Origin of the sequence: Flavobacterium sp. Sd200 (genome assembly GCF_009826935.1) — a bacterium.
Lineage (GTDB): Bacteria > Bacteroidota > Bacteroidia > Flavobacteriales > Flavobacteriaceae > Flavobacterium.
Map to the genome: position 1 here is coordinate 1 of NZ_WUMN01000009.1, position 22429 is coordinate 22429.

A 22429-nucleotide genomic window follows, 5' to 3' on the forward strand; every position below is an offset into this window, starting at 1 on the left:
AAAAACCCCCTTACTTTATAGTAAGGGGGTTTTGTTTTTTACTATAACATCATGGCAAATTGTAAATAATGCAATAGAATAAAGTCTATATTTGTTTTACAAACCTTTAAAACAAATAGTTATGTTAGTTAATCCGTGGGCTTTTCTTATAGCAACCATAATAGTACTCCCTGTAGGTTTTGTGTGGTATAATCCTAAAGTATTTGGTACCATTTGGATGCGCGAGGCTGGAGTAAACCCTGATGCTGCAAAAAAGGCTAATATTTTTAAAATATTTGGGCTTACCTTGTTGTTTGCCTTAATGTCGAACCTGATATTACAGGGGCTTGTTGTACATCAAATGGGAGCATTAAGCATGATAGGAGGCATGCCGTTTTTAGAGACTGCCAAACCAAGCTATGCTGCTTTTATGGCCGATTATGGTCATGAGTTCAGGACTTTTAAGCATGGAATGCTGCATGGGTTTATGACAGGATTGTTTTTGGCATTACCTATTGTAGGAACAAGTTCGTTATTTGAAGGCAAAAGCTGGAAATATATTTGGATTAACGCCGGCTATTGGATAGTATGCCTAACTCTCATGGGCGGGATTCTTTGTGCATGGGAATAATTTGGACTTTACAACAAAACTGCATAACTAAATTGCCTGTACTTTTACAGCAATATATTAGTCAAGTTGAACACCGATCATCATTTTAAAATATTTAAAGATGCTAATGCATTGCCGATAGGGTGGGACAACATAGCCTGTGAAAATATTTTTTTGTCACGTAATTATCTTAAGGTGCTTCAAACCTCAAGCCCTGTAAACATGGACTGCCATTTTATTGGGCTTTATAAAAATAATCAGTTGTGTGCTATTGCTCTGTCTCAATACATAAATCTAAGTAAGGTTAATACTTTTGTGGAGGAGAGAAAAGGATTTTGTTTAAAGGATTATTTGTTTAAAAAATTCTCTTCGCATATTCTTATTTTGGGTAATAATATGCTTACCGGACAAAATGCCTACTTACTGACTAACGCAATTAATCAAGCAGATGCCCTCAAATTGTTGTATGGTGCTTTGAATGAGTTAAAAAGGCAGTATAGAAAAGAGTGCATATACATCAATTTACTTTCAATAAAAGACTTTAATAATGATGAGCTGCCCGACTTTAAATCAGGAGGGTTTAAAGGGTATTACAGGTTTTGTACACAGCCTAATATGATATTCGGCATTCGTGACCAATGGTTAAGTATTGATGATTATCTGGCAGATCTATCTACAAAGTACCGCACACAATATAATCGTGCCCGCAAGAAGGCCGAGGGTATTGAGAAACGCAAATTGTCCTTAGAAGATATAAAGCAATACCGTGAGCGCATTAATCAATTGTATTTGACGGTTGCCGGTAACGCGTCGTTCAATACATTTCATTTACCAGTAGACCATTTTGAGGTTTTTAAACAACAGCTTGATTCCGACTTTTTATTTTATGGCTATTTTGTTGATGGTAATCTTATAGGATTCAATACCCTTATAAAGAATGGAGATGATATGGATACTTATTTTTTAGGCTACGATGCATCTGTACAAAAAGAAAAAATGTTGTACTTAAACATGCTTTATGATATGGTTGCCTATGCCGTTAAAAAGCAGTTTAAGCATATTGTTTTTGCACGCTCAGCAATGGAAATCAAGAGCTCGGTTGGGGCAGAGGCTGAACAGGTATATGGTATCATTAAACATACAAACCCGTTAATAAACCTTTTTATGAGTCGTTTGTTTAAATTTTATGATCCTAAGATAGTTTGGAAAGTGCGTAGCCCGTTCAAGGATTAGTGGCTTATTTCAGTTTTTTGTTGTTTATAAGTTCAAGACTGTTAATGCTTCCGACAGGGGCTATTTTGATGTTATTACTGTCTTTTGTAGTGTAAAAATAATACAAACTGTTCATGTCGAACAGGTAAACATCTTCGGTTTTGCCCGAACTGAAATTTACCCTATAGTTATAGGTGAAATTTTTCGTTTTTATTGCCTTCGCTATTTTCTCTCCACCGCCCAGTCCTATTCCAACAAATATAGTTAACAGTTCGAAAGCAAAGAACAGGATGAATATTGGGAAAATAGCTTTTTTTATCTCTTTCTTGGATGTAGTTTCATTATAGCGAATGCGACCTAATATTTTTCGGTTACGATTTTTGTACACCTGTTGCACTATAAAGTTTTGGATGACAAATAAAAGAAGAAAGAATGATATAGATACTATAAGCAATATAGGTCCCGAAAACATCTCGGCAATGGGCCTTAGTAAAATATCGGTAATTGAGGAAAAGTTTAATATGTTTATCCCTAATTGGTAATATTGGATGCTTTCGTCTAAAAGTCCTAAAAGTATTAAATACAGATAGCCTAGTGGTAACAGGGTTTGAATTTTCTCTAAATATTTCATGTAGGGTAATTGGCTGATTTCAAATATAGCCAATTAACTTTTATCTATACGGCATTTCTTAAAAATACATAGATTTACTCCAGCCTCTTATCCGGCACAGCAACCTTCATTTGTTTGTGTAGTATGCGTACATTCAATTTGTCTACTTCACCGCAAAACTCTCCATCTATCTGAAAAGCAATAGGTCTATTAGTCGTGATTGTAGCCTGCTGCGTCGAAATGATCTCAATATTATCCTCATTTTCAAGGTCTACATTTCCGGTCCATATTTTTCCAACGGTAAAAAGGTCGATAGATTTTAGTATTACTATTTCAAACTTACCGTCGTCCATAATACCAATAGGGTTAATCGTAACACCTGTACCATAGCGTTGTGTGTTGGCAATAACTATCATTTTTGCCTCGGCTTCAATAACAATATCGTTGGCCTCTATAGTTGCGTTAAAAGGGGCGTCAAGTTCTGTTAGGGTATGTATGGCCTGCAGCGCGTAACCCAGTTTACCCCGAATGCTGCTGTTTTCATAATTGCGGATAAGGGCGGCATTGGCACCAATATCGCTAAGATGAAGGCTTTTTTTATCGTTAATACACACCATATCCATTTCCATATAATGGTTATGGAAAGCGATTTTTAATATCTCTTCCATATCATCCGGAAGTTCCAGGTCTACCGATAGTCCGTTTGCCGATCCTGCAGGAAGTACCCCTATTACAACATCCTGGTGTTCTACTGCTTCAGCAGCCATTTTTATAGTTCCGTCTCCTCCGGCCACAAGCAGGCGTTGTGGTGTGTGGTCTCTATATAATTTACGTATGTTTTCCTCATCGTTTTTACCTGTGGTTTCATACTCTACCAGTTCCACACCATGCTGTGCTGCGTAGGCGCGCGTGGCATCGGCAAGGTCGGTCTTGTCGTTACCTCCGGATATAGGGTTAATTACCAGTAAAAATTTCTTTTGGGAATTCATTGGCTTCATTTTCCAATAAAAGTAGGTAAATTGGATATTGAAATATCTTATCAAATATATAATTTTTCATGAGGCCAACTTTAAAACTTTATCGCGGTTATGCAAACGATCAGGAATTTATAGTTTTTGGACATGTTTTCAGGAACAGTTCTGCAGGCAATTATGAATTTGAGAAGAAGCGGTTTAAAAACGCGAAGTCTATATTACGCATGTTCCTTATAAAAACCATTGCTAATGCCGATGTTTATCTTGAACACAACGGTATGCGCATACACACCAAGACACTTTCCGACGGTTATTTTAAGTTCTGTATTCCGCTTAAAGAAGAACTTGCACATGGTTGGGCCGATTATTATGTTAGTACTTTTTATGAAGGTGAGGAGATCAGGGAGAAAGGCACATACATTCGCCCATATGAAGGCGATCTTGGGTTTATAAGCGATATTGACGATACTTTTTTGGTATCGCACACCCGCAATATCTTTAAGAAGATATATATATTATTGTGGAAGAATATTAATGACCGCAAGATATTTGAAGATGTAGTGCCCCACTATCAGGCACTGAGCACAGCCGGAAGAAATAAAAAGGATGAGATGAACGCTTTTTTTTATGTTTCGAGCAGCGAGTGGAACCTTTATAAATTTATTGTAAAGTTTACTGAAAAGCACGACCTGCCCCGGGCAGTGCTTTTACTGAAAGATATTAAAGACAGCCTAATGGATTTTTTAGTTACAGGACGTGGCAACCACAACCACAAGTTTGACAAGATAAAACACATACTGGAGTTTTATCCGCATTTGCAGTATACTTTGTTGGGTGATGACTCGCAGCACGACCCTTATTTATATGAAGATGTTTGCAAGATATTTCCGGTAACGGTTAAGGCTGTTTACATAAGGCAAACAGGCAGCCAAAAAAAGGAAAAGGCAATTGCGGCTATAAAAAATATAGAGAGCCTGGGTGTGGCTGCCTGCTATTTTAAAAACAGCAGTGAGGCCATTGAACATTCTAAACGCATTGGACTGATTGCTTAAATTTTAAGTTGGTTTTAAGTATAAACCATTTTATAAGCAGTAACTTTATTTGTAATAACCTAATAAACTATTACTTATGAATAAGCAACTTATAATAGCGGGCTTTGCTGTACTTGCTATGGCTTCCTGCAAAAAAGACACTCCTGCAACTCCGCCGGCACCACCTACACCGCCACCCGTACAGGATCCTGCGCCACCCAAAGCACCGGAACCAAGAGTTCAGGCTACTGCTCCTGATACTACTGAGAAAGACGGAACTTCTATAAGTTTAGATCAAAACGGTATCAGTATAAAAGATAAAGAGGGAAAAGAGTCTAAAACCATTACGGTGTCTAAAACCAAAAAAGAAGTAAAGATCAATACCGATTAATGTAAATAAAAATAGGCAGCCATATTTTGGCTGCCTATTTTTATTCTAAGAATTCTCAATTTCTTCCTGTACCTGTTCCCATTCTTCCATTAGCTTATCAAGGTCTTTTTTCTTCTTTTCATAAGCTTCAAAAAATGCAGGGTCGCCCATGTGTTTTTCAGGATGCTCGGCTAAGGCACGGTCGTCTTTTTGTATGCCTTTTTCAATTTCCTGTATCTGGCTTTCTATTTTACTTAAGCGGTTTTGGAGGGCCTTGTTTTTCTTTTGGTCTTCAAAACTAACGGGCGCAGTAACTGGCTTTACAACTTTCTGCTCCTGTTTAGGAGTGTCTTTCTTTTCTACTTCGCGCATGTTTTGCATGTTGCGCTGTTCTAAATAGAAGTTAATATCGCCAAGATATTCGCGTATTTTGTGGTCTTTAAATTCATACACAATATTGCTCATATCCTGAAGAAAATCCCTGTCGTGACTAACCAGCAACAACGTGCCCTCATATTTTTGCAGGGCGGCCTTAAGCACGTTTTTCGATTTTATATCTAAGTGGTTAGTAGGTTCATCCATTACCAGCACGTTTATGGGCTGCAAGAGGAGTTTGCAAAGTGCCAGTCGATTGCGCTCGCCACCACTAAGCACCTTTACTTTTTTCTCTACATCGTCACCCCTAAAGAGGAACGACCCGAGCATATCGCGCACCTTGCTTCGGTTACTATCGGTAGCGGCATCTTCCATGGTTTGCAGCAACGTAATTTCGCCATCAAGATGCTCTGCCTGATTTTGTGCAAAATAACCCAACTGAACGTTGTGCCCAAGTTTTATAACACCTGTATAATCAATTTCATCTACAATGGCTTTAATAAAAGTGGATTTACCCTGCCCGTTCTGGCCCACAAAGGCAATCTTGCTACCGCGTTCTACAAGGAGGTTCAGGTCTTTTAAAATTAGCTTATCGCCATATTTTTTAGTAACATGCTCAGCCTCTACCACTACACGACCAGGTGTCATAGAAACAGGGAACGAGATGTTCATTACAGAGTTGTCGTCTTCATCTACTTCTATGCGCTCTACCTTATCAAGCTTTTTAATAAGCGATTGTGCCATAGATGCTTTGCTGGCCTTTGCACGGAATTTTTCGATAAGCTTCTCAGTATGCTCTATGCTTTTTTGCTGGTTCTTTTGGGTAGCCAGCTGCTTTTCGCGTATTTCTTCGCGAAGTACAAGATATTGTGTATATGGTTTATTAAAGTCGTAAATTTTGCCAAGCGATATTTCTATGGTACGGTTGGTCACATTATCAAGGAACATTTTATCGTGGGATACAATTACCACCACGCCAGGATAAGTACGCAGGAATGATTCCAGCCAAATGATACTCTCAATATCAAGGTGGTTGGTAGGCTCATCCAGAAGCAGTACATCATTAGACTGCAACAGCAGTTTTGCAAGTTCTATACGCATACGCCATCCGCCCGAAAAAGTATCAGTAAGCTGATCAAAATCCTCACGTTTAAAACCAAGGCCAAGCAATATTCTTTCGGTATCCCCCTGATAGTTGTAACCGCCTAAAATTTCGTAGTGGTGGGTATAGTCGCTTAGATCCTGTATGAGTTTAGAGTAGCCTTCACTTTCATAATCAGTGCGGGTAGCCAACTGATGGTTAATCTCATCTATCTTACCCTCGGCAACTTTAATCTCCACAAATGCCTGGTAGGCTTCATCAAGAACGGTACGGCCGGGAATAAAATCGATGTCCTGCCTCAAAAAGCCCATGCGTACTTCTTTCTCGGTGGCTATAACACCCGAATCAGGCGGAATATCTCCCGAAAGTATCTTGAGCATGGTAGATTTTCCTGCGCCGTTTTTCCCTACAAGACCCACCCTGTCTCCGGCACCAAGGCGGAATGTTACTTCCTCAAATAAATATGTACCGCCAAAAGAAACCGATAAATTATGAATGTTAAGCATTACTTCTATGTGTATATTAAATCGTAAATTTGCACAACCACAAATTTTTTGCAAATGTTAAAAAAAGGATCCAAATTATATAGTATTTTAACAGGAACCTGCCCCCGTTGCCATCAGGAAAGTATGTATAAAGACAAAAATCCGTTCAACCTTGGCAATATATACAAAATGCACGACAATTGCAGCCACTGTGGACTGCATTATAAAATAGAACCTTCGTTTTTTTATGGTGCCATGTATGTTAGCTACGGGTTAGGTGTTGCCTTTTCTGTTGCGGCATTTATAGTGTCGTATGTATTTTTGGAATCGAGTATCGAAACGGCATTTATAGCCATAGTTGTTACACTTATTGGTCTTATGCCACTGCAAATGCGATGGGCACGCAATTTATGGATAAACTTTTTTGTGAGTTACAGGAAAGACTGGAAAGAACTTAATCAGGCAGATAAATAAAACAATACAGCCCGGCATTTTGCCGGGCTGTATTTTATAAGAGCTTTTACAATCTAAAAATTGTAGCTCATACCTAACATGTAATTTCTTGGTGTTCCGGGAAACAGTCTTACATAATCATATCCGCCCACCCAGTGCGTTTTGTTGAAAACGTTATTAAGGTTAAAAGACAGTTTAAGTTTGCCAACAGTATAGTAGAGTGCCACATTAGCCAATGTATATTCCGGCAGTTTTAAAATAGCACTTTGGGTATTGCGCTCTCCTGTGTGGTTAACACCGGCTCCAATGCCAACACCGCTTAACGCCGGGATAGTAAAGTTATATTTTGCCCAAATGCCTGTTTGCAGCTTTGGTGCGTTTGGTAGCAGACTGCCTATCTCATCCGGATCATCACTCTCGGTAATTTTAGCTTCGCTGTAAGAAAAGTTTGCCGATACACTAAGGTTTGGCAGTATCATGCCATAGGCATCCAACTCTACACCCTTAGATCTTTGCTGTCCTACCTGACGCAGCATATCGGGGTTATCGGGATTGTTGGCATTTATCAATATATTGTTTTGCTCTATATTGTATAGGGCTACATTCATAGAAAGGCGTTTATTAAAAAACTCTGCTTTCGCACCTGCTTCATACATTGAACTGATTAGCGGGTCGAACGGCCCGCCATATATTTGCGGTGCGCCTATAATGCCACTGCCTTGTGGCTGATAGCCTTCAGTATATGTGCCATAAAGGTTTATTTGGTCGGTTACAGAATATACTAAACCAATCCTTGGTATTAAGGCATCCTGTTTAATTTCACGGCTTTGTGGTGTGTTGTAGTTGGCAACATCTACATAGTTTTCATGTCTTAGAGCCAATAACATTTGTATTTTTCCCCATTTAATTTGATCCTGTGCATAGATACCGTTTACAAAATATTTGGTTTGCGGTATTTGTGCAGACACATTTACATAGCCGCTCATATCGGTTAATGCATAGTTGGGGTTTACAAGATCGAAAAAAGGCACATTTGGCAAACCGTCAATATAACCGCTGGCTCCATAGTTTGAGTTGCCTACTGGGGTTTTATTTTGCAGATAATCATAGCCTGTTAGCAGTTTGTGTTCTATTGGGCCGGTCTTAAAATCAGACACAAGATATAACGAAACGTTATCGCTGTAGTTTTTACCTTTTCTAACAATGGTTCGCATCTCCATTTGTGTTGGCAGCGTGTTGCCTTCCGGGTCTACAGCATAGCGGTTAGAGGTGCGGTGTTCCAGCAGGTCTTCTCCTGCCATAAATTTCATGTACGATGCATTAAGGCTAATGTTATCTGTAATCTTTCTTTTAACCGATGTTGTAAAGTAAATGTATGTTTCTTTCAAATAGTCGTTTTCTTTACCAATGGCAAATGATATTGGTGTAGAATTAAGGTTAGTACCTGCTGTAGCCCCAAAAATAGGCTGCCCCCTGTCGAGCCTGCCGTTCGATCTTGTGTACACAAAATCGAAATTTACCTGTGTTTTATCGTCTGGAATAAAAGAAAAAGACGGCGCTACCATTATATCTTCGCTGCCCTGCAGCACACGAAACGACTGCGCATCCTGATAGGCAAGGTTAAGGCGATACAGCAATGTTTTAGAATTGTCCATAGGGCCTGTAAAATCGGCATTTATACGATAGGTATCATAACTACCAAAAGCAAAGTTTATATTTCGGCGATCTTCATCAAGCGGTTTTTTGGTCACCATGTTTACGGTACCTCCCGGATCTGTATTGGCAAATAGCGCCGATGCCGGACCTTTTATAATATCTACGCGTTCAATATTTGCAAGTATGGGCTGTTTCCAGCCTTCGCCAATAATCCTTTTCATGCCGTTTATTAACGATGAGCTGGTGCGGAAACCGCGCAATGTAATATCATCGCTGTAATAAGAATAATTTGAAGCCCCACTCACATTTTTTACAATATCGCCTACGCGAAATGCCTGTTGGTCTTCTATGACTTCCTTGGTAACATAGCTTATAGATTGTGGTACGTCTTTAAGAGCTGTTTCGGTGCGTGTGCCGGTAAAAGAATTGGTGTTTTTGTATGAACGCTCTTTACGCCCTATAATCTCTACTTCCTGTAACTGCAAAGATTCTTCCTTAAGTTCGGTAGTAAATGTGTTGCCTGTAAAAGCAAATTCTACCTTTTTAGTTTCAAAACCTATGGCATAAATAATAAAGTGATAAGTGTTATTATCAATGTTCTTAAATTGAAAATTGCCATTGTTGTTGGTAAACGTCTCAAGGTTTTTCTCGACCAGTTTTACGCTTGCCCCCGGAACGGGAAGATTGTTAACATCCTTTATCTCCCCACTAAGGATGCTTTGTGCCAGTAATGTTTGTGTACATAAAAATACTATACACAAACAATAGTAAAGTTTATTCATTTATTTAGACTAATTATTAATAGTGCAAAAATATAGTCTGAAGCAACGTAAGGCAATAGCTGTGGTGTTATATTGCTTCTGTTTGAAACAAAAATTTGTTAAATAATCCAAAGCCTCAAACAAGCCTTTACTTTACTGCTATATTTGCCGCGTTTGCAACCTGATTAAAGATTTTTCGCTATGGCTTTTGACCGAAAAAAAATATTTGAGATACACAGCTGGATAGGAACAAAACTCAGCATATTGTTTTTTATAGTTTGCTTTTCAGGAACATTTGCCACACTAAGCACTGAGATGGATTGGCTTTTTAACCCCGAAACCAGGGCAACACCACAGGCAGCTATTGTTTCGCGCTCGCTTATTGCTAAAAATTTTAAACAGAAATATCCCGACGGTACTATTATTCATTGGTCAAAAAACAATGCTCCTTATGTTTGCGATATACTAACTAAAGAAGAAAACGGCAAAAAGACATATGTTTTTGCAAACCAATACACTGGTGCTATACAGGGAGAAACCAATCTTACTATACAACGCTACTTTAGGAAATTGCATTATAATTTGTTCATGCCTATGCAAATAGGACACTTTACCGTGCTGTTTTTTGGCTTTTTGCTGTTTGTATCGTTAACTACGGCGCTATTGTTTTATAAAAAATGGTGGCATAAACTGTTTGAGCTTACTACCGGAAAAGGCCCGATTGTATTTTTCAGGAGTCTGCACAGGCTTGTAGGGTTGTGGTCGGTACCGTTTACATTATTGTTTTCGCTCACTGGTTTCTGGTATTTTTTGGAACGTACAAACATTGCAGGCTTAGGCGATGCCGGAAATCCTGAACTGCCTGTAATTGCCGATGAAAAAGGGAAGGAACAACAAATCGAAGCAAGTAAAACGGTAGACTTTGACAAAGCCGTGTCAATAGCCCAAAACACTATAGATGGTCTAAAAGTAGGAGACATATCGATGCCCGGTAACGAAACTGATTATATGTATCTTACCGGAAAAAGCGATGAGCCCTTGGTGAGGCAGCGGGCCAACAGGGTTTTTATAGACACCAAAAATTACAAAGTAGTGGCACGGCAGGATGCGCAAAATATTGGCACAGTAATTTACATTGCTGATATTGCCGACCCATTGCACTTTGGCAACTGGGGTGGGCTTACCACAAAAATTATTTGGTTTGTAGCCGGACTTGGCATTTGCTCACTTATTTTAAGCGGCATTTATATTACCCTCAAAAAAAGAGCATTAAAGAAAAAAGGCAAAAGAGCCCCTATTATGGGGGTATGGAAATATATAAACCTGGCTGTGAATGCTGTATTGCTTTATTTTATGTATGCATCGTTAATAAAAAGCGCGACAACCACAGGAGTTGTAATTTACATAACCCTTGTATGGCTGGCTTTAATTGCAACAGCTTATTATGTTTTTGTGTATCGCATAAATAAGCTTGCGGCCTTAGAAAAGTCTAAATAACAGAGGTTTTAAACCTGTTTAAGTTCACGTCTTTTTTTACAGGCCTGTTATTCTCTATAGACTCAAAAAGCTCTTTAGCTAAAGATGGCCCGAGCATTACACCACGCGTACCAAGCCCGTTTAAAAGATGTACATTTTTATGAATGTGATGTGTTCCTACCAATGCTTTTCGGTCTTTAACAGTAGGACGTATCCCGGCAAGGTGTTCTATAACTTCATAATTGCAGGTAATAACTTCGTTCAGCCTTTCTAAAAGTTCTGCTTTACCTGCCACCGTAGGGGTAGGGGTTTTGTCTACCCACTCGTAGGTTGCGCCTACTTTATACAGGTCGTTGCCAAACGGCAATATAAACACCCCGGCATTTACTGCCACATCTAATTTTAGATTGTGAGCTTTTATAAGCAACAATTCTCCTTTTGTACCATCCAGCGGAAGATAACTAAACCACGGGTTGGTGTGCAGGCCAAAGCCTTCGGCAAAAACAATATGCTTTGCAGTTATGCCCTTATACTCTATATAATCATTATGTATTATTAGGTCGGTATGTGTAAACGTTTCCTGCAACAGGTTGCCGTTGCTTTTTAGCCAGACGTGGTAGCTTTCGGTTAAAATATCGGTGTCTACATATCCGGTATGCATTACACGGCCAAATCCAAACGGAGATGGCAGGTATTGATATTTTACATGTTCTATTTTTGTTGAAAGAAAAGGTTCAAGGGTAGGTTTATCAGCTGCTTCAAACCAGTTGTTCTGTTCTTCGACCGATGCAAATTTCCTGAAAACGGGAAGCTCAACATCAAATTTTATGTTTAAGCGTTGTTCTATCCGCAGGTAGAAAGGCTTCATGTAATCAGCATGTTCTTTAGCGTCCATGGGCAGGCTAAAGCGCTTTAATATTACCGGATTATAAATTCCTGCCGCAACAAGACTGCTGTTTTGCGAAGTGTCCGTAACAATTGTAAACGTTTTATTATTTAGATAAGCCGTTTCGGCAAAGCTGATTCCGGCAAGGCCACCGCCAACAATTAGATAATCTTTCATGAGGTAAAGTTGCGGTTATATAGTATCAACCGGCTTAACAATAAGCTTTCTTATAGACGCTAAATGAGAGAACAGCACTAACGGAACTATAAAAGTAGGCAGCCAGCTAAACGGAAAGTTAAGCATTGCAACATTGGGTTGGTCTAAAGCAAATTGCTGCATTGGCGAAGGTGCCGATAGTATGGCTAGTACAACGATATTGATAAGCAGGCACAGGCAAACAACATTCCATAATAAAAGAACGTTGCGGCTTATATTTTTTCTTACATAAGCATAATATACCAATGGTGCAGTTAGTCCGGCAATAATGTCAAAATTGCTTCCGGTAAAAGTAATAAGTTCCGGCACCGCCATATTGAGGCTCAGCCAATATAATACCAGTTCTATAGGAATGCGCAGCGTGTGCAGCAGTATAAGTTTTTCCTGTGGGAGGCTGTCTATAAAGTTACGTCCGTTTTGGGTTGTAAATATGGTTAAGAGTGCAATTGTTGCCGGAAGGATGCCAAACAGTGCCAGCTTGGGCGGGGTAGATTCTACGGGCGAATCATAAAAATCCAAAAGGGTTAGTACAGCCTGTAATACAAGCCAAAACCCCATTGCCCAGCTAAGTTTTTTTACAGAAACCAGTCCTGTGCGCTGTACTGTTTTTACAGAATAAACTGCTGTAGCTGCTACAGTTATGTTGAATACAGAGGGTATGTAAAAGGGTAAGCCGGGTAGCATGTATGTTTCGTTTAATTTTAGTCAAATGTATTAATAATTCTCAATAATTAGCGCCGGAACATAAAATCTATTGGGGCTTTTTTATTGTAAAAAAATACCCCAAAAAGCGCTGGCTTTGGGGTATCTTGTTTTTTATTTTTGACGGAAGTAAATGTCTATTGGCACTCCTTCAAAATTAAATATTTCGCGCATTTTATTTTCTAAGAAACGCTTGTAAGGATCTTTTACATACTGTGGCAGGTTGCAGAAAAATACAAACTGTGGTGTAGGGGTAGGCAACTGCATGCAAAATTTGATTTTTACATACTTGCCTTTTAATGCCGGTGGCGGCATGTTCTCTACAATTGGCAGCATTATCTCATTAAGCTTAGAAGTAGCAATGCGCTGTTTGCGGCTTTCAAAAACTTCCACTGATTTTTCCAGGGCTTTAAGTAAGCGCTGTTTGTTTTTTGCCGATACGAACAAAATAGGCACATCGGTAAACGGCTGCAACTCTTCGCGTATTTTTAGCTCATAATCGCGGGTAGTCATCGTGTCTTTTTCAACAAGATCCCATTTGTTAACCAGTATTACTACACCTTTACGGTTTTTTTCTGCAAGCCAGAAAATACTTTGATCCTGGCCTTCAAAACCACGGGTGGCGTCTATAACCAAAAGGCATATATCGCTATGTTCAATAGCACGAACCGAACGCATCACCGAATAAAATTCAAGGTCTTCCTTTACCTTAGCCTTACGGCGGATACCTGCCGTGTCTACAAGGTTAAACTCAAAACCAAAACGGTTATAGGTAGTATCAATAGCATCGCGGGTTGTGCCTGCGATATCTGTAACTATATAGCGGTCTTCGCCAATAAGTGCATTAATAATAGATGATTTCCCTGCATTTGGTCTTCCCACCACTGCAAAACGTGGCAAAGCAACAGCATTTTCGTCGGGTGCTACGGCCTCAGGCAAAAGATCTACAAGGGCATCAAGCAAATCGCCTGTACCACTGCCGTTCATACCTGCAATGGTATAATAATCGCCAAGGCCAAGGTTATAAAACTCTACGGCATCTTTTTCACGCATGGCATTATCTACCTTATTAACAGCCAAAAGAACCGGTTTTGTAACCTTGCGAAGCAGCTTTGCCACCTCTTCGTCCATTGGTGTAATGCCTTCCTCAACATCTACAACAAAAACAATAACATCGGCCTCATCAATGGCCAGTTCTACCTGACGGCGAATTTCGCCCTCAAAAATATCATCACTTCCTTTAATGTAACCTCCCGTATCAATAACAGAAAACTCCTTACCATTCCATTCGCTCTTGCCGTAATTCCTGTCGCGCGTAACACCGCTAACAGAGTCTACAATAGCTTCCCTGCGCTGTATCAAACGGTTAAAAAAAGTAGACTTGCCCACGTTCGGGCGTCCTACAATGGCTACAATATTATTCATTAACTTACTTTACTTTTTTGCAAAAGTACGCTTTTAAGTGCTAACGTAAAAAATAATTTAGTAGAGTGCTCTTATACAATCCCTTCGGGTGAGCTGTCTGATGAATAAAAATTTGTTATTTTGGCAGAGCAATGTGTAACATGTTCTTAAAAACATATACCTATTTACCACTATTAAACTATACTAAACCAAAAATAAAATGATTTTAAACCAACTAACAGGCAGGCCTGAGATCGAACCTAACACTAAGCTTCACAATATTTACATTCAGTTTGGACTGGTGTTGAGCGAACTGCAAAAAAAACAACTGACAGAAGATATTGTAAAGATTATTAATGATGAGGTAGATGCCCTTAATGCCCTGCCTACAAATGAAAGCCTCGCAAAAGTTATAAAGCTTAAACAGACCGCTATTTTAAAAGTGTTGGAAAAACAACTTAAAATAGTGCCTAAAAATTATTACCGAAATATATGGCTGGCTTTAGGTATGTCGGTTTTTGGGTTGCCAATTGGCATTGCATTTGGTACTTCCGTGGGTAATATGGGTTTATTGGGAATAGGGCTTCCTATTGGTATGTTTATAGGTATACTTATTGGTACTACCATGGATAAAAAAGCATTACAGGAGGGCAGGCAATTAGAGTTAGACATAAAACATTAGCATTATAGATATTTTATAAAAGCCCAAACCCGCCTGTTTTTTAAGTAGCCGGGATTGGTGTCGTTGCTGTATGCCTCCCGTTCAAAACAAATGTTTTGATAGGCCAGCCTCTTGTTTTTGTACATTAAGAACCGAATAAGGAATTCTGTAACATACCATAAATAAAACACCGCGACAAGTAATTCTGCCTGTTGCCTTATGTGTATGCGTTCATGGTTTATGAGCACGGGCTGCTTTTTTAAATGATTTTCGCGAACTATTATAAACGGATAAAGCGTAATGCCGCTGTAGCCCTTTGGAACTAAATATTTAGAAGCAATAAGTATCATTAGTTGTAAAGTTGCTAAATTTGTGCTTATGAGCAACCATGTTTCGGGAAATAAATTAATAGAGGGCGAAGATTATTACCTGTCGCCCGAAGGCTATAAGGTTTTTACCGAAAAGTATCACCTAAAGCGTGGTTATTGCTGCAAGAGCGGATGCCGCCACTGTCCTTATGGATATGATAAACGCACAGGAAATTTCAAGAAGTAGAGACGTTGCACCGCAACGTCTTAAAAACCCAAAAACCTAAGACCAAACACCCAATACCAACACCAAAAATGACATTTCAGCAACAAATACAACAGGGTATTCCGGCAGTATTGCCACAGCCTAAGCCATACAATCCTACAGTAAATCATGCGCCAAAGCGAAAAGACATACTAACGCCCGACGAAAAAAAACTGGCCCTTCGCAATGCCCTTCGCTATTTTGAATCACAGCATCATGAGGTTTTGGCGAAAGAATTTGCCGAAGAACTGGAAACGTATGGCCGCATTTATATGTACCGCCTGCGTCCTGATTATGATATGTATGCCAGGCCAATAAATGAATATCCCGGTAACAGTGAGCAGGCAAAGGCCATAATGCTCATGATACAAAACAACCTTGACCCTGCCGTGGCGCAGCATCCGCATGAGTTGATTACGTATGGCGGCAATGGGGCGGTATTTTCCAACTGGGCGCAGTATCTGCTAACCATGCAATACCTTAGCCAGATGACAGAGGAGCAAACGCTGGCAATGTACAGCGGTCACCCCATGGGGTTATTCCCGTCGCATAAAGAAGCGCCAAGGGTTGTGGTAACAAACGGTATGGTTATCCCTAACTATTCCAAGCCTGATGACTGGGAGAAATTTAATGCGCTTGGTGTATCGCAATATGGTCAAATGACGGCAGGTAGCTACATGTATATTGGCCCTCAGGGCATTGTGCACGGAACAACTATTACAGTGCTGAACGGCGGACGTAAAATAGCTAAAAACGGTGAAGGTTTAGAAGGCAAATTGTTTGTAACCTCCGGTCTTGGCGGTATGAGTGGTGCACAGCCAAAAGCCGGTAATATTGCAGGCTGTATAACTGTGTGTGCAGAGGTTAATCCTAAAGCGGTAAACACACGTCACAGCCAGGGGTGGGTAGATGAGGTAATAACGGATGCTGATGCCTTGGTGCAAAGAGTTAAAACAGCTAAAGAAAATAAAGAGGTAGTTTCTATTGCCTATCAGGGAAATGTGGTAGACGTATGGGAAAAATTTGATGCCGAAAATATATATATAGATCTTGGCAGCGACCAAACATCGTTGCACAACCCATGGGCGGGTGGATATTATCCGGTAGGTTTGTCGTTAGAAGAATCTAATGAACTGATGGCTAACGACCCTGAAGCATTTAAAGATAAAGTACAGGAGTCATTGCGTCGTCAGGCTGATGCTATCAATAAACATACGGCTAAGGGTACTTACTTTTTCGATTATGGTAATGCGTTTCTTTTAGAGGCGTCGCGTGCCGGAGCCGATATTATGGCACCAAACGGCATCGACTTTAAATATCCAAGCTATGTGCAGGACATTATGGGACCCATGTGTTTTGACTATGGTTTTGGGCCATTTCGTTGGGTGTGTACATCGGGCAAACCGGAGGATCTTTTAAAAACCGATGCTATTGCGGCAGCAGTACTTGAAGAAATGGCGCAAACTGCTCCCAATGAGATCAAACAACAAATGCAGGACAATATAAAATGGATACAGGGCGCACAGCAAAACAAGCTGGTAGTGGGGTCTCAGGCACGCATTTTGTATGCCGATGCCGAAGGGCGCATAAACATTGCCCGTGCCTTTAACGTAGCCATTGCCAAGGGCGAAATTGGCGCAGTTGTTTTAGGCCGTGACCACCACGATGTGAGCGGTACCGACTCACCTTATCGTGAAACATCTAATATTTATGACGGGTCGCGCTTTACAGCCGATATGGCCATACAAAACGTTATTGGCGATAGCTTTAGGGGTGCTACCTGGGTAAGCATACACAACGGCGGCGGTGTGGGCTGGGGAGAGGTTATAAACGGTGGCTTTGGTATGGTTCTTGATGGTTCTAACGAAGCATCAAGACGTTTAGAATCAATGCTTTTTTGGGATGTTAATAACGGTATTGCAAGACGTAGCTGGGCAAGGAACGATGGGGCGGTTTTTGCTATAAAACGTGCCATGGAACACCAGCCGCTACTCAAGGTTACATTGCCAAATGTGGTAGACGACACTTTGCTTGGTTAGAGCATTTTAAAAGGTATAATTGTAAATGCTGTTGGTGCTTTGCTATGAATTATGAAAACAATTAACTTTTTACTACGATCATGAAAACTATAAAATTGCTCTCAGTTTTATTTATCACTGCGCTGGCGGCTTCGTGCAGTTCTGTGCGTGTGGCTACAGATTATGATGAGTCTGTCGATTTTACGCAATATAAAACCTATGGTTACCTTAAAGACGGGGTAGATAAGGCCGAAATATCTGACCTTGACAAGAAGCGCATATTAAAAGCCCTCGATGCAGAGTTGCAGAAAAAAGGTTTCACTAAAAGTGAAAAGCCCGATGTACTGGTTAACTTTTTTACTAAAGCCAATAAAGAGGTTAATGTAAACAATTGGGGCGGCTACGGAATGGGATATTATGGTTATGGCTGGGGACCCGGTTGGGGTTGGGGCGGCCCCTGGGGTTGGGGTGGAAACTACAACAGTGTAAGCACCCACACCGAAGGTACATTATATATAGATCTTATAGATGCTTCTAAAAAAGAACTGGTTTGGCAGGGCATAGGCACCGGGGTATTGACTCAGGACCGTAACAAAAAGCAGGAACGTATAAACGAATTTGTTGCTGAGATAGTTGCTAAATTCCCACCACAAAAGGATAAATAATAATAGAAATGCAATATTGACATGTAAGACTCGCGAAAGCGGGTCTTTTTTTGTTTTTTTAACGCAACCTTTAGTAAGTTTTTTCATCTTTTATTAAAAACGCTAATAAATTGCTTATGAAAAAAACTTTATTCTTTATGTTTTTCCTGATGGTCTCAGGAATTGCAGGTGCGCAAATTGTGAATATTCCTGATGTGAATTTTAAAAATTATTTGTTAAGTGACCAGTTGTCAATAGATACAAATAATGATGGAGAGATTCAGGTGTCTGAGGCACTTGAGGTTACAAGTTTAAATGTATCAACTTCTCCAGCCACCACCCTTACTTCTCTGCAAGGTATAGAGTCATTTAATAATCTTAGAACATTACATTTGAGTATAATGAATAATATTTCGGTTGATTTAACAGGGCTGTCCAATTTAACAAGCCTTGATTTGATTGGCAGGATTACAAGTATAAATCTAACAGGATTGACAAGTTTAAGTAGAATAGCTATTCTTAGAGATCCGATATCAAGTCTTGATCTGTCTGATTCACCAAACCTTAATGAAGTTTCTTTACAATATCTTAATGTTCTTACATCATTAGAATTGGGTGTTCAGCCATCGTTAAACAATTTTCAACTTATTTCCAGTAGCCTTACAAATATAGATTTGAGCGGATGTAGCAATATAAACCTACTGGCAATTGAATTAAGAAATTTTTTAGATGACGTATATTTAAATTTAAAGAACGGAAACGCAAACTATACTATTGATTTTAGCTTTTATGTAAATGATATTCAGCCAGTAAGCAATAAAATATTTGTTTGTATAGATGAGGGGGAAGCTGATAATTTTATAAATTTAGCAGAGAATGTGGTTTTAAGTACCTATTGTGATTTTACTCCGGGAGGAAATCATAACACAATTACGGGGACTGTATTTTTTGATGCAGATAACAACGGTTGCGATGCTAATGATTTGCCTGTGTCTTTAGTGGCTGTTGAAATTAGCGGTGAAATTTCAGGTATTTCGTTTACTTCAAATGGCACTTACAACTTTTATACTCAGGTAGGTGCATTTACCCTTACCCCGCAATTTGAAAGCAACTGGTTTACTGTCACACCTGCTACAGTAACTTTTGCAGATAACAATAACAATACGACAACCCAAAACTTTTGTGTAACTGCTAATGGTGTGCATAATGATGCTGAGGTTATAATTTCATCATTAGTTCCTGCCCGTCCGGGTTTTGATGCCGAGTATCAAATTATATATAAAAACAAGGGTAATCAAGCACTGTCCGGTAATGTGACTCTTACTTATGATGCTGCTGTGCTTGATTATGTTACGGCATCACAAACACCATCAGTTACGTCTGCAGGCTCTGTAACGTTTGGTTATTCTGACCTGCTGCCGTTTGAAACCCGTGCCGTAAATGTTACCCTTAATGTAAACAGCCCCATGGAAACGCCGGCTGTAAATATTGGTGATGTATTAAACTTTACGGCAACTATTACCCCATCAACAGGTGATGAAACACCGTATGATAATGTATTTAATTTTGATCAGGTTGTTGTAGGCTCTTATGATCCTAACGATATTACCTGCCTTGAAGGTGCAACAGTTAGTCCTGACAAAATAGGAGAGTACCTGCATTATAACATTAACTTTGAGAATACAGGCACTGCCCCTGCAACCTTTATTGTGGTTAAAGACGTTATAGATACTGCAAAATATGACCTAAGCACATTGCAGGTATTGTATGCCTCTCACCCAATGGAAGCAAGAGTAACAGGCAACAAAGTAGAGTTCTATTTTGATGATATACAACTACCGGGTGAGGGTAAGGGTAATGTTACCTTTAAAATAAAAACACTGGAAACCCTTGCGGTAAATAGTAGTGTTACACAGCAGGCCGATATTTTCTTTGACTATAACTGGCCTATTGTAACGAACGAAGCTACCACTACGTTTGCTATTCTGAATGCAGGCAAATTCGCAACAGACAATTCTATAACCGTTGCTCCAAATCCGACTGACGGTGTTATAAAGATTACAGCAAAGTCAGAGATCAGGTCTGTACAGTTGTATGATGTTCAGGGCAGGTTATTGCAGGCTGTTCATGGTGCAACGATCGATATTTCTAACCGTGCTTCAGGCATTTACTTTGTAAAAGTAACTACCGATAAAGGTGCGAAAGTAGAAAAGTTGTTAAGGCAATAATTTTACTTTTAGTCTATAACATAAAGCCATGCCAAAAGCATGGCTTTTGCGTTGTACTATTCTCAGTTTAAACTTTATTGTGCTAAAAATTAAATTATAAACTTTACGATTTGCTAATATTACATAACAAATCCGTAATTTTACAGTAGTATTAAAATTCATATTTTATGAGCGCATCTATCATTAGCAATCCACTTATAGAAAGGCTGCCTAAGCATTTAAGACAGTTTATAAAGCCACAGGATTACAGCGATTATACTCCTATAAATCAGGCGGTGTGGCGTTATGTAATGCGCAAAAATGTAAATTACCTTAGCCGTGTGGCGCACAGCTCTTATCTTGACGGGCTAAAAAAAACCGGCATCGAAATAAACAGCATACCCAGCATGTATGGCATGAACCGTATATTGCAGGAAATTGGCTGGGCTGCAGTTGCGGTAGACGGGTTTATTCCTCCTAATGCGTTCATGGAATTTCAGGCATATAATGTGCTTGTTATTGCTTCGGATATTCGTCAGCTTGAGCACATAGAATATACTCCTGCGCCCGATATTATTCATGAGGGCGCGGGCCATGCCCCTATTATTGCCAATCCGGAGTATGCCGAATATTTAAGGCGTTTTGGCGAGATAGGCTGTAAAGCTATATCGTCGGCACATGATTATGAAATATACGAAGCTATAAGGCTGCTTTCAATACTTAAAGAAGCCGAAGGAACACCACAGGCCGAAATTGATGCTGTAGAGAAAAAGGTAGACGAATTGCAGAATGCTCCCGTTGAACCATCTGAAATGGCACTTATTAGAAACCTGCACTGGTGGACGGTAGAATACGGACTTATTGGCACTGCCGAAAATCCTAAAATATATGGTGCAGGGCTGTTGTCTTCTATTGGAGAGAGTGCCTGGTGCATGACCGATAATGTAAAAAAACTGCCTTACAGCATTGAAGCTGCCTATCAGGGTTTTGATATTACAAAACTGCAGCCCCAACTTTATGTTACACCGGATTTTGCCTATTTGAGCCAGGTACTCGAAGAGTTTGCCAATACCATGGCACTACGCACCGGAGGTCTTTCGGGTGTAGAAAAGCTTATAAATTCTAAAGCGTTGGGTACGGTTGAACTAAGCACAGGTTTGCAGGTTTCGGGTGTATTTACTAATGTTATAGAAGAAAACGGCAAACCTATTTACATACAAACTACAGGAAAGACAGCCCTTTCTTATCGCGAAAAAGAATTAGTAGGGCATAGTACTGATTATCATGCTGAAGGTTTTGGCAGCCCTGTTGGTAAACTGCATGGTATTAATCTTGCTATTGAAGATATGAGTCCGCGCGACCTTAAAGCTTATGCTATTTATGAGGGGGAGCGTGTTACACTAGAGTTTGAGGGTGGTATAACTGTTAACGGAGAGATTATTACAGGTACCCGAAATATACAGGGTAAAATTATACTTATAAGTTTTAAAGACTGTACTGTTACCCATAATGGTACAGTACTGTTCAGGCCAGAGTGGGGTATTTATGATATGGCTGTAGGCAAAAAAGTGATCTCTGCTTTTTCCGGTCCGGCCGATGTTAACAGCTTCGATATGATATCGCATGTGCCGTCTACAAAAACCATTAAGGCAAAGCGTTCGGAAGAGCGTGAAGAACTTGAGAAGCTATACCTGCAGGTTCGTAATGTAAGGGAAGGTAAAGACGATGCCGGTATTCTTGAAAGCCTGTTTATGTTGCTTAAACAAAACCATCCTGATGATTGGTTACTGTCGGTAGAGATAGCCGAGCTGTTGAATGAACAGGGTAGAACCCAATTACTGGATGAGGTTTTAAAATATCTTGACGAACTTAAAGTAAGGCGTAACAAAATAGCGCACCTTATTGAGGGTGGCCTCGAACTTATATTTGAAAAAGAAAACGTGAACTAATTTTTGTCTATTGCTTAGCTATGAATTTCACAGATCAAACTGGATTCAATCCGGGCGATTTGTGAAATTCGTGCT

Annotated in this window: 20 protein-coding genes; 12 read left to right on the top strand and 8 right to left on the bottom strand. The window is 39.8% G+C overall.

Translation table 11 applies throughout. From position 1 onward, the window contains the following. The first annotated feature begins 121 nt into the window (after positions 1 to 121). Both GR160_RS17340 and GR160_RS17345 read left to right on the top strand, forming a co-directional pair. Positions 122 to 610, top strand: a complete 489-nt coding sequence (locus tag GR160_RS17340; protein ID WP_160751164.1) for a DUF1761 domain-containing protein — start codon at positions 122 to 124, stop codon at positions 608 to 610. Positions 611 to 676: 66 nt separating this feature from the next. After that, a complete protein-coding gene (locus GR160_RS17345; protein ID WP_160751165.1) occupies positions 677 to 1822 on the top strand; it encodes a GNAT family N-acetyltransferase in 1146 nt (381 codons plus the stop codon). A 4-nt stretch (positions 1823 to 1826) separates the two neighbouring features. On the opposite strand, the gene GR160_RS17350 is transcribed toward GR160_RS17345, so the two are convergent. Together GR160_RS17350 and GR160_RS17355 are read right to left on the bottom strand one after the other, a co-directional pair. After that, entirely contained in the window at positions 1827 to 2432 is a 606-nt protein-coding gene (locus GR160_RS17350; protein ID WP_160751166.1) for a hypothetical protein, read from the bottom strand. 74 nt (positions 2433 to 2506) lie between these two features. Beyond that, positions 2507 to 3400, bottom strand: a complete 894-nt coding sequence (locus tag GR160_RS17355; RefSeq protein WP_160751167.1) for a diacylglycerol kinase family protein — start codon at positions 3398 to 3400, stop codon at positions 2507 to 2509. A gap of 68 nt (positions 3401 to 3468) precedes the next feature. Between GR160_RS17355 and GR160_RS17360 the strand changes: the two genes are divergently transcribed. Both GR160_RS17360 and GR160_RS17365 read left to right on the top strand, forming a co-directional pair. Next, positions 3469 to 4437, top strand: coding sequence for an App1 family protein (locus GR160_RS17360; protein ID WP_160751168.1), 969 nt, complete (start codon positions 3469 to 3471; stop codon positions 4435 to 4437). Positions 4438 to 4513: 76 nt separating this feature from the next. After that, positions 4514 to 4807, top strand: coding sequence for a hypothetical protein (locus GR160_RS17365; protein WP_160751169.1), 294 nt, complete (start codon positions 4514 to 4516; stop codon positions 4805 to 4807). Positions 4808 to 4852: 45 nt separating this feature from the next. Here GR160_RS17365 and GR160_RS17370 read toward each other — a convergent pair whose 3' ends face one another. Further along, positions 4853 to 6769, bottom strand: a complete 1917-nt coding sequence (locus GR160_RS17370) for an ABC-F family ATP-binding cassette domain-containing protein (RefSeq protein ID WP_160751170.1) — start codon at positions 6767 to 6769, stop codon at positions 4853 to 4855. A gap of 54 nt (positions 6770 to 6823) precedes the next feature. Between GR160_RS17370 and GR160_RS17375 the strand changes: the two genes are divergently transcribed. Further along, positions 6824 to 7222, top strand: coding sequence for a DUF983 domain-containing protein (locus tag GR160_RS17375; RefSeq protein ID WP_160751171.1), 399 nt, complete (start codon positions 6824 to 6826; stop codon positions 7220 to 7222). A 53-nt stretch (positions 7223 to 7275) separates the two neighbouring features. On the opposite strand, the gene GR160_RS17380 is transcribed toward GR160_RS17375, so the two are convergent. Continuing rightward, positions 7276 to 9639 carry a TonB-dependent receptor gene (locus GR160_RS17380; RefSeq protein WP_160751172.1) on the bottom strand — a complete coding sequence of 788 codons (2364 nt, stop codon included), beginning with the start codon at positions 9637 to 9639 and terminating at the stop codon, positions 7276 to 7278. A 180-nt stretch (positions 9640 to 9819) separates the two neighbouring features. Here GR160_RS17380 and GR160_RS17385 point away from each other — a divergent pair, with 180 nt between their 5' ends. Continuing rightward, complete coding sequence (locus tag GR160_RS17385; RefSeq protein ID WP_160751173.1) at positions 9820 to 11115, top strand: PepSY domain-containing protein; 1296 nt, start codon at positions 9820 to 9822, stop codon at positions 11113 to 11115. On the opposite strand, the gene GR160_RS17390 is transcribed toward GR160_RS17385, so the two are convergent. The 3 genes from GR160_RS17390 to der all read right to left on the bottom strand — a co-directional run bounded on the left by GR160_RS17390 (position 11108) and on the right by der (position 14323). Further along, positions 11108 to 12157, bottom strand: coding sequence for an FAD-binding oxidoreductase (locus tag GR160_RS17390; protein WP_160751174.1), 1050 nt, complete (start codon positions 12155 to 12157; stop codon positions 11108 to 11110). The two genes, GR160_RS17385 and GR160_RS17390, sit on opposite strands and share 8 nt — an antisense overlap. A 15-nt stretch (positions 12158 to 12172) precedes the next feature. Further along, the gene (locus GR160_RS17395) at positions 12173 to 12880 is read right to left on the bottom strand and encodes a hypothetical protein (protein ID WP_160751175.1); all 708 of its coding nucleotides are present in this window, start codon (positions 12878 to 12880) and stop codon (positions 12173 to 12175) included. Positions 12881 to 13012: 132 nt separating this feature from the next. Further along, on the bottom strand, positions 13013 to 14323 hold the full coding sequence (der, locus tag GR160_RS17400; RefSeq protein ID WP_160751176.1) for a ribosome biogenesis GTPase Der: 1311 nt from the start codon (positions 14321 to 14323) through the stop codon (positions 13013 to 13015). 199 nt (positions 14324 to 14522) lie between these two features. On the opposite strand from der, the gene GR160_RS17405 reads away from it, so the two are divergent. After that, positions 14523 to 14984, top strand: a complete 462-nt coding sequence (locus tag GR160_RS17405; protein ID WP_160751177.1) for a hypothetical protein — start codon at positions 14523 to 14525, stop codon at positions 14982 to 14984. 2 nt (positions 14985 to 14986) lie between these two features. On the opposite strand, the gene GR160_RS17410 is transcribed toward GR160_RS17405, so the two are convergent. After that, on the bottom strand, positions 14987 to 15313 hold the full coding sequence (locus GR160_RS17410) for a hypothetical protein (protein WP_160751178.1): 327 nt from the start codon (positions 15311 to 15313) through the stop codon (positions 14987 to 14989). 28 nt (positions 15314 to 15341) lie between these two features. On the opposite strand from GR160_RS17410, the gene GR160_RS17415 reads away from it, so the two are divergent. The 5 genes from GR160_RS17415 to GR160_RS17435 all read left to right on the top strand — a co-directional run bounded on the left by GR160_RS17415 (position 15342) and on the right by GR160_RS17435 (position 22354). Further along, complete coding sequence (locus tag GR160_RS17415; RefSeq protein ID WP_160751179.1) at positions 15342 to 15518, top strand: DUF5522 domain-containing protein; 177 nt, start codon at positions 15342 to 15344, stop codon at positions 15516 to 15518. A gap of 68 nt (positions 15519 to 15586) precedes the next feature. Beyond that, positions 15587 to 17575: a urocanate hydratase gene (locus GR160_RS17420; protein ID WP_160751180.1), complete on the top strand. Its 1989-nt coding sequence runs from the start codon at positions 15587 to 15589 to the stop codon at positions 17573 to 17575. An 80-nt stretch (positions 17576 to 17655) separates the two neighbouring features. After that, entirely contained in the window at positions 17656 to 18219 is a 564-nt protein-coding gene (locus GR160_RS17425; RefSeq protein ID WP_160751181.1) for a DUF4136 domain-containing protein, read from the top strand. Between the two features lie 116 nt (positions 18220 to 18335). Continuing rightward, complete coding sequence (locus tag GR160_RS17430) at positions 18336 to 20426, top strand: T9SS type A sorting domain-containing protein (protein ID WP_160751182.1); 2091 nt, start codon at positions 18336 to 18338, stop codon at positions 20424 to 20426. 167 nt (positions 20427 to 20593) lie between these two features. Further along, complete coding sequence (locus GR160_RS17435; protein ID WP_160751183.1) at positions 20594 to 22354, top strand: aromatic amino acid hydroxylase; 1761 nt, start codon at positions 20594 to 20596, stop codon at positions 22352 to 22354. Positions 22355 to 22429: the final 75 nt, after the last annotated feature.